Source organism: Saccharopolyspora sp. NPDC000359, assembly GCF_040300525.1.
GTDB lineage: Bacteria > Actinomycetota > Actinomycetes > Mycobacteriales > Pseudonocardiaceae > Saccharopolyspora.
On the sequence record NZ_JBEPDU010000032.1, the window covers coordinates 80,706 to 88,023 of the forward strand.

The window sequence follows — 7,318 nt, forward strand, 5'->3', positions numbered from 1 at the left end:
GCCGCTGACGCTAGAAACGGCGGGTGGGTGCGCACAGGTGCCGCTGGTCAGTGATCACGACCATGACTTTCGGCACCTGCCCGCGGTCCGGGCCGAACGTAGGCTGGCGCGATGCGAGGTCTCGGTGCGGAAGGCTGGTCCGGAATCGCCATGCTGGTGGTGTCGGCGGGCGTGGGCCTTCCGGTGCTCGTCGGCGCGGTGGACCCGGAGCTGCCCCGTCCGGTGTGGACAGCGGCGTTCGCGGCGGTCTTCGTCGCCGTGTGGTTCCTGGTGACCTCCGAGCGCCGGGGCGTCCGGCTGGGCTGCTTCGCCTCGGCAACCGCGCTGGGCTGGCTGACGGTGCTGACCGCGCCGGACGCCGGGCTGCTGCCGGTGCTGCTGGTGGTGATCGCGGCGCTCGGCCCGGAAGTGATCAGCTTCCGGGTCAACTTCGCGGTGGTGCTGCTGAACACCGCGGTGATCGTCGCGAGCATGGTGCTGCGCGACCTCGGTGCCGCCGACCTGTGGATCGCCGGCGGGTTCTACCTGCTGATCCAGCTCGCCTCCCTGCTCAGCGTGCAGGCCATGCACCGGGAGAAGCGGATGCGCCGGGAACTGGCGGAGGCGCACGTCGACCTCCAGGCCGCGACGGTGCTGCTCGGCGAGTCGGCGCGATCGACCGAACGCCTGCGGATCGCCCGGGAACTGCACGACCTCGTCGGCCACCAGCTGACCGTGCTGACGCTGGAGCTGGAGGCGGCCCGGCACCGGGACGGGGAGGCCGGGCGCGAGCACGTCGAACGCGCGAACTCGGTGGCCCGCGCGCTGCTCGCGGACGTGCGCGCGACGGTCGGCGAGATCCGCGCGGCCCCGGCGGGTTCGCTCGCCGACGCGCTCGCGGAGGTCGGCAGGGCGGTGCCGGGGCTGGACGTCGCGGTCGACGTGGCCGCCGATGTGGAAGTGGACGAGGAGCAGACGACGGTGCTGGTGCGCGCGGTCCAGGAGATCGTCACGAACACGCTGCGGCACGCCGATGCGAAGGAGCTGTGGGTGCTGGTCGAACGCGACGGGACGAGGGTGCGGCTCGCCGCGGGCGACGACGGGCGCGGCGCGTCGCCGGTGGTGCCCGGCAACGGCCTGCGCGGCCTGGCCGAACGCTTCGCGAACGCGGGCGGCGAGGCCGAGTTCGACGGCAGCGACGGCTTCCGGGTGGCGGCATGGGTGCCTGCCCGATGACGCGCGTGGTGGTCGTCGACGACCAGAACCTGGTCCGCCAGGGCATCGTGACGCTCCTGGAACTGGCCGGCGTGGAGATCGTGGGCCAGGCCGACGACGGCGCTGCGGCCCTCGACGTCATCGAGCAGCAGGAACCCGACGTGGTGCTCCTCGACCTGAGAATGCCGCGCCACGACGGGATCTGGACCCTGGAACGCCTCCGCGAGCGGGCGTGCGCGGTCCCGGCGCTGATCCTCACCACGTTCGACGACGACACCCTGGTCCTGGACGCCCTGCGCGCCGGCGCCCGCGGATACCTGCTCAAGGACGTGACGGTCGAGCAGCTGGCCCGAGCGGTGCGAATCCTGGCTGACGGCGGGACCCTGATCGCCCCGTCCATCACCGACCGCCTGCTGCGCGCGATCCAGGACGGCCCGCCACCGGTGGGCGCGGAGTCGCCGGTGGCGATCCAGGAACTCACCGGCCGGGAGCTGGAAGTCCTGCGCCTGATGGCCGAGGGCTACAGCAACCGCGAGATCGCGGCGGCCCTGAACCTGGCGGACGGAACGGTGAAGAACCACGTCTCCACGATCCTCCTGAAACTAGCGGCCAGAGACAGAACCAACGCGGTCCTCCGAGCCCTCCGCGACGGCCTCCTCCGCTGACGGCCGCCCTTCCGGCGCGCAATCGCTCTTCCGCGCCCCGTTTCTGCAGGTGATCGTCCGTGAGCGTTTTGGGCTGCTATAGCGACCCAAACCACTCACGGGTGCTGAACAGTGGAAACGGAGCCGATGACGGTGCCGCGCACGGTGTCCAAACCGGTCCACTGTGTACTCGTGAGGCCGAAGGTTCACGTCGGGGTCACCCGTTCGTCCGGTGTTGATCATAAACCGGCAAGATCCTCAAGCGCGAGCTGTCGTGAGTGCGCAACAGCGTTCGAGCACTGCTGCGCACCCACGACCCGCTCAGACGCGGACGGTGGTCAGCAGGCGGGTGAGGGCTTCGGTCGCTTCGCGGGTGGCCGCGACCGAGCAGGTTTCGTCGCTGACGTGGGCCTGGTCGGGGTCGCCCGGGCCGTAGACGATCACTGCGGGGGAGCCGAGCGCCGGGGCCAGGACCGAGGCGTCGGTGAAGTAGGTGGCGTATTCCGGCCGCTGGTCGGGGTTCTCCGGGTGCAGCGCCGCCACGATCGCTTGGGCCAGCGGGTCTTCGGCGCTGGTCGCCACGCCCGGGAGGTCCAGGTCGTCGGTGATCTCCGTGCCGGGCAGGGCGAGTTCGGCGATCGCGGTGCGCGCGTCGGCGGCGGTGAACTCCGGCGTGGTGCGGATGTCCAGCAGCAGGTCGGCGCGGTCGGGCACCAGGTTCGGCTGCACGCCGGAGTGGAACGCGCCGACGTTGACCGTGGCCGGGCCGTGCGTCGGGCTGGTCGGCCAGCCCCCGTCGCGGTGGATGCGGACCGCCGTTTCGGCGAGCGCGGCCAGCGCGTTCTCGCCGAGCTCGGGGCGCGAACCGTGCGCGCTGCGGCCGTGCGCGGTCAGCCGTAGCCACAGGACTCCCTTGTGCCCCAGCACGATCCGGTTCGCGGTCGGCTCGGCCACCAGCAGCGCGGGGCTGGGGGTGAGCTCGGGGAGCAGCGCGGCACCTTCGCAGCCGGTCTCCTCGCCGAAGGTGAACACCAGCTGCGCGGCCAGGGATTCCGGGGCGGTGCGGGCGGCCCCCACCGCGGCCGCGACGATCGCCGCGACCCCGGCCTTCATGTCACTGCTGCCCCGGCCGCGCAGCCGGTCGCCGTCGACCTCGCCGCTGTGCGGGTCGAACGACCAGGTAGCCGGGTCGGCGGGCACCGTGTCGAGGTGGCCGGTGAGGGTGATCGGCGTGCCGGTGCCGAACCGGGCGACGAGGTTGGCCCGGCCGGGGCGGGGTTCGTCGACGGTGACCTCGAAGCCGACGGCGGTCAGCAGCGGGGCGAGCAGGTCGGCGGCCGCCTTCTCGCCCGCCGCGCGGGTGTCGAGGCGGATCAGCTGCTGGGCGAGCTCGATCGGGTCGGGCACGGGGCTCCTCCGGGTCAGTGCTGGGGCGGGACTGCGGAACCGCGGATCACCAGTTGCAGCGGGAGGTTCCGCCGCACGGTGCTGCCGCCGGGGTTGGCGATGCGGGCGTGGACGAGTTCGAGGGCACCGCGGGCCAGCTCGGTGACGGGCTGCTGCAGGGTGGTCAGCTTCGGGCGCAGCCACTCGCCGACGCGGATGCCGTCGCAGCCGACCACCGAGAGGTCGTCGGGGATGCTCAGGCCGTGCAGCTCGGCGGCGCCGAGCACGCCGACCGCGGCGATGTCGCTGCCGACGAACACCGCGGTCGGCGGCTGCGCGGCGCCGGTGAGGTACGGGAAGGTGCTCGCGCCGAACTGCTCGGTGTACGGGCCGTGCAGGACGAGGTCCTCGTCGACCTCCAGTCCGGCGTGCTCCATCGCGTCGCGGTAGCCGCGCAACCGGTCGCGGGTTGTGGACAGCTCCTCGGGCCCGGCGATGTGCGCGATGCGGCGGTGGCCGAGCTGCGCCAGGTAGGCCGTGGCCTGGTAGGCACCGCCGTAGTTGTCCACGCGGATGGTGTCCACCCCGGTGGTGTTGGCGATCTCCTCGTCCAGCACCACCACCGGCAGCCCGTCGGCGATGGCCTGCAGCAGCCGCGGGTTCTCCCGGTGCATCCCGACGTAGATCATCCCGTCGATGTCCTCGGTGCTGGCGACGAGGTCGCTGACCTTGGCCTCGCGCTGCGCCTGCCGACCGGTGACCCCGATGACCAGGGACGCACCGCTGACAGCGGCCGCGGTGGAGATCTCGTCGGCCAGCGCGGCGAAGAACGGGTTGGCCAGCTCCGGGACGACCAGCGCGACGACCGGTGCGTGCTCGCGCCCGCCGTCCGCGGCGGCCGCCGGGCGCACCTCGTAGTGCAGTTCCCGCACGGCGGCGTCGATCCGCGCCGCGGTTTCGGGCTGCACCTTCAGCTGGCCGCGCAGGTACCGCGAGGCTGTCGAGGTCGAGACTTGCGCACGTTGCGCAACGCGCGTCAACGTCATCCGCGCCCCTTCCGTCGAATGCTTCGTGCGCAGTGTATCGGCACGAGGGTGCTGGCGGGCTCTTGACGGCGGGTTCGGCGGAGATTAGTTTGCGCAACATCGAGCGCAAAATTTGCGCAACAGATTCCAACCGGGGAGGCGGAATTGAGCCGGGTGCTGCTGGCCGGGGAGTCCTGGGTGGCCAGGACGACCGACGTCAAGGGGTTCGACGCGATCGATCGGGCCCAGCTGGAGATCGGCGCCGACGCGTTGCTCGCGGCGTTGCGCGCGGAGGGCCACGACGTGGTCCACCTGCCCTCGCACGCCGTGGCCACCGACTTCCCCGCGTCGCTGGAGGAGCTCGGCGAGTACGACGTGGTGATCCTGTCGGACATCGGCGCGAACTCGCTGCTGCTGCACCCGCAGGTGTTCAACCAGGGCCGCCGGTTCCCGAACCGACTGAAGCTGCTGGCCGAGTGGGTGCGCGCCGGGGGCGGCCTGGCGATGGCCGGTGGCTACCTCAGCTTCCAGGGCTTCCAGGGCAAGGCCAACTTCCACGACACGCCGATCGAGGAGGTGCTGCCGGTGGAGATCCTGCCCTACGACGACCGGGTCGAGAGCCCCGAAGGCGTCTGCGGCGAGCTCACCGGCACCGAGCACCCGGTCGTCGAGGGCCTGGACGCGCGGTGGCCGGTCCTGCTCGGCTACCAGAAGCTGGTCGCCAAGTCCGACGCGACCGTGCTGGCCACCGTCGAGTCGCGGCCGCTGCTCGCGGTGCGCACCGAAGGAGCGGGCCGCACCCTCGCCTTCGCCTCGGACATCTCGCCGCACTGGGCACCGACCGAGTTCCTCGAGTGGGAGGGGTACCGTCGGCTGTTCCACCAGGCGGTTTCCTGGCTGGCCGGCGACCAGTAGTCCCCTCAGCTACGCAGCTAGAGCAATCCGCAGCAACCCACCGGTGCAGCGAGGACGACAAAGGAGTCGCACCGCCATGACCAACACGCCCGCCCCCGAGCTGAGCCCACCGGCCACCACCGGCCGGGCGGCGCGGGGAGCCACCACGACCGTCCTGGTGCTGCTGACGGTCCTGACCGGCATGCTCAGCCCGATGCAGTCCGCGGTCAACGGCGCGCTCGGCGCGACCGTTGGTGACGGCAACAGCGCCGCCGTGATCTCCTTCGGCAGCGGCCTGGCGCTGATGCTGGTGATCGTGTTCGCCCGGCCCAGCACGCGCCGGCAGGCGCTGAGCATCCCGCGCCTGATCCGCAGCAGGCGCATCGGTTGGTGGAACTACCTCGCGGGGCTGTGCGGCGGGGCGGTGGTGCTCTCCGAGGGCGTGTCGGTCGGGGTGCTGGGGGTCGCGGTCTTCCAGATCACCCTGATCGCGGGCCTGGTCATCTCCGGGGTGATTTGCGACCGCATCGGCGTGACGGCCACGGTCAAGCAGCCGATCTCGGTCACCCGCGGTCTCGGCGCGGCGCTGGCGGTGGCGGCCACCGCGGTCACCATCTCGCCGAACTTCCACGTGCCGCACGCCATCGCGCTGGCCGTCCTGCCGTTCGCGGCGGGCCTGCTGGCCGGGTGGCAGCCCGCGGGCAACGCCGCCGTGGCGCGGGAGACCGGCTCGATGCTGGTGTCGATCACGTTCAACTTCCTGGTCGGGTTCGTGGTGCTGCTGGCCGGTTTGCTGGTCCGGCTGGGGCTGGGCACCGCGGAGTTCTCGCTGCCGCCGACGTGGTGGATGTACACCGGCGGGGTGCTGGGCCTGCTGTCGATCGGGTTCATGGCGCTGCTGGTGCGCGGCCTCGGGCTGCTGCTGCTCGGGCTGGGGTCGGTGGCCGGTCAGCTGGTCGGCTCGCTGCTGCTGGACCTGGTGGTGCCCTCGGTCGGGCACCCGATCCACCTGGCCACCGTGATCGGCACCGTGCTAGCGCTGGTGGCGGCCGGGATCGGCATGATCCCCTCTCGGAAGGTCGACGCGCCGTGACCGCGCAGACCGTGACCGGCCCGGTGCCCGCGGCCGAGCTGGGCCTGGTCCTGCCGCACGAGCACCTGTTCAACGACCTGTCCGGGGTGCGCGACGAACCCAGCTACCGGTTCAGCGAGTTCCTCGTGGACCGCGAGGTGGACGCCGGGGTGGCGTGGGCGCTGCGGCAGGACCCGTACTGTTGCGCGGACAACCTGGCCCCCAAGTCGGTGGCGGAGGTGACGGCCGAGATCGCCGCGTTCCAGGCGGTGGGCGGCCGGACCATCGTCGACGCCACCTCCAGCGCCGCGATCGGCCGCGACCCGGACAAGCTCGTCGAGGTGGCCCGGCGCACCGGCCTGAACATCGTCATGGGCTGCGGCGCCTACCTGGAGAAGTTCGAGGGCGAGCGCATCGCGGCCAGGGCGGTCGATGCGCAGGCCGCCAGCATCGGGGAGGAGCTGACCGGCGGTGTCGGCGAGCACCGGGTCCGGCCGGGGATCATCGGCGAGATCGGGGTGTCGCCGGACTTCACCCCGGCCGAGCGGGCCTCGCTGCGCGCCGCGGCGCTCGCCCAGCTCGACCACCCCGCGGTCCCGCTGATGGTCCACCTGCCGGGCTGGCAGCGCCGCGGCGACGAGGTGCTGGACATCGTGCTGGACGAGATCGGCGTGGCCCCGGGCCGGGTGGTGCTCTCCCACCTGGACCCGTCGGCGGAGGACCCGGCGTACCAGCGGCGGCTTGCCGAGCGCGGGGTGTGGCTGGAGTTCGACATGATCGGCATGGACATCACCTTCCCGAAGGAGGGCGCGTCCCCGTCGACGTCGACGACCGCCACCGGGGTCGCCCGGCTCGTCGAGGCCGGGCACGGCGACCAGGTGCTGCTCAGCCACGACGTGTTCCTCAAGCAGATGTGGACGCGCCACGGCGGCAACGGCTTCGCCCACGTGCCGACGATCTTCGCCGAGCAGCTGCGCGCGCTCGGCGTCGACGACGACCGGATCAACGCCCTCACCCGCACCAACCCGGCCGCCATGCTCTGCGGCTGAGGGTCGTGGGTGGGGATCAAGGGTTTTAACATGTATAACAAAAGCGAAACCGAC

Annotated in this window: 7 protein-coding genes; 5 read left to right on the forward strand and 2 right to left on the reverse strand. The window is 72.0% G+C overall.

The window, feature by feature from the left end; all coding sequences use genetic code 11:
* Positions 1-111 precede the first annotated feature (111 nt).
* Both ABT324_RS20870 and ABT324_RS20875 read left to right on the forward strand, forming a co-directional pair.
* On the forward strand, positions 112-1,215 hold the full coding sequence (locus ABT324_RS20870; RefSeq protein WP_351179937.1) for a sensor histidine kinase: 1,104 nt from the start codon (positions 112-114) through the stop codon (positions 1,213-1,215).
* The gene (locus ABT324_RS20875; protein ID WP_351179940.1) at positions 1,212-1,859 is read left to right on the forward strand and encodes a response regulator; all 648 of its coding nucleotides are present in this window, start codon (positions 1,212-1,214) and stop codon (positions 1,857-1,859) included. The genes ABT324_RS20870 and ABT324_RS20875 overlap by 4 nt, the downstream gene beginning before the upstream one ends.
* Positions 1,860-2,159: 300 nt before the next feature.
* Here ABT324_RS20875 and ABT324_RS20880 read toward each other — a convergent pair whose 3' ends face one another.
* Both ABT324_RS20880 and ABT324_RS20885 read right to left on the reverse strand, forming a co-directional pair.
* A complete protein-coding gene (locus ABT324_RS20880) occupies positions 2,160-3,245 on the reverse strand; it encodes a M20/M25/M40 family metallo-hydrolase (protein WP_351179943.1) in 1,086 nt (361 codons plus the stop codon).
* A 14-nt stretch (positions 3,246-3,259) separates the two neighbouring features.
* Positions 3,260-4,270, reverse strand: a complete 1,011-nt coding sequence (locus ABT324_RS20885) for a LacI family DNA-binding transcriptional regulator (RefSeq protein WP_351179946.1) — start codon at positions 4,268-4,270, stop codon at positions 3,260-3,262.
* A 153-nt stretch (positions 4,271-4,423) separates the two neighbouring features.
* On the opposite strand from ABT324_RS20885, the gene ABT324_RS20890 reads away from it, so the two are divergent.
* From ABT324_RS20890 to ABT324_RS20900, 3 genes are all read left to right on the forward strand, one after another.
* Positions 4,424-5,164, forward strand: a complete 741-nt coding sequence (locus ABT324_RS20890) for a glutamine amidotransferase (protein ID WP_351179955.1) — start codon at positions 4,424-4,426, stop codon at positions 5,162-5,164.
* A gap of 76 nt (positions 5,165-5,240) precedes the next feature.
* Positions 5,241-6,236 carry a DMT family transporter gene (locus ABT324_RS20895; RefSeq protein ID WP_351179949.1) on the forward strand — a complete coding sequence of 332 codons (996 nt, stop codon included), beginning with the start codon at positions 5,241-5,243 and terminating at the stop codon, positions 6,234-6,236.
* Positions 6,233-7,264 (forward strand): phosphotriesterase family protein, encoded by a 1,032-nt coding sequence (locus tag ABT324_RS20900; protein ID WP_351179952.1) that lies wholly within the window; start codon positions 6,233-6,235, stop codon positions 7,262-7,264. Before ABT324_RS20895 ends, ABT324_RS20900 begins: the two co-directional genes overlap by 4 nt.
* Positions 7,265-7,318 lie beyond the last annotated feature (54 nt).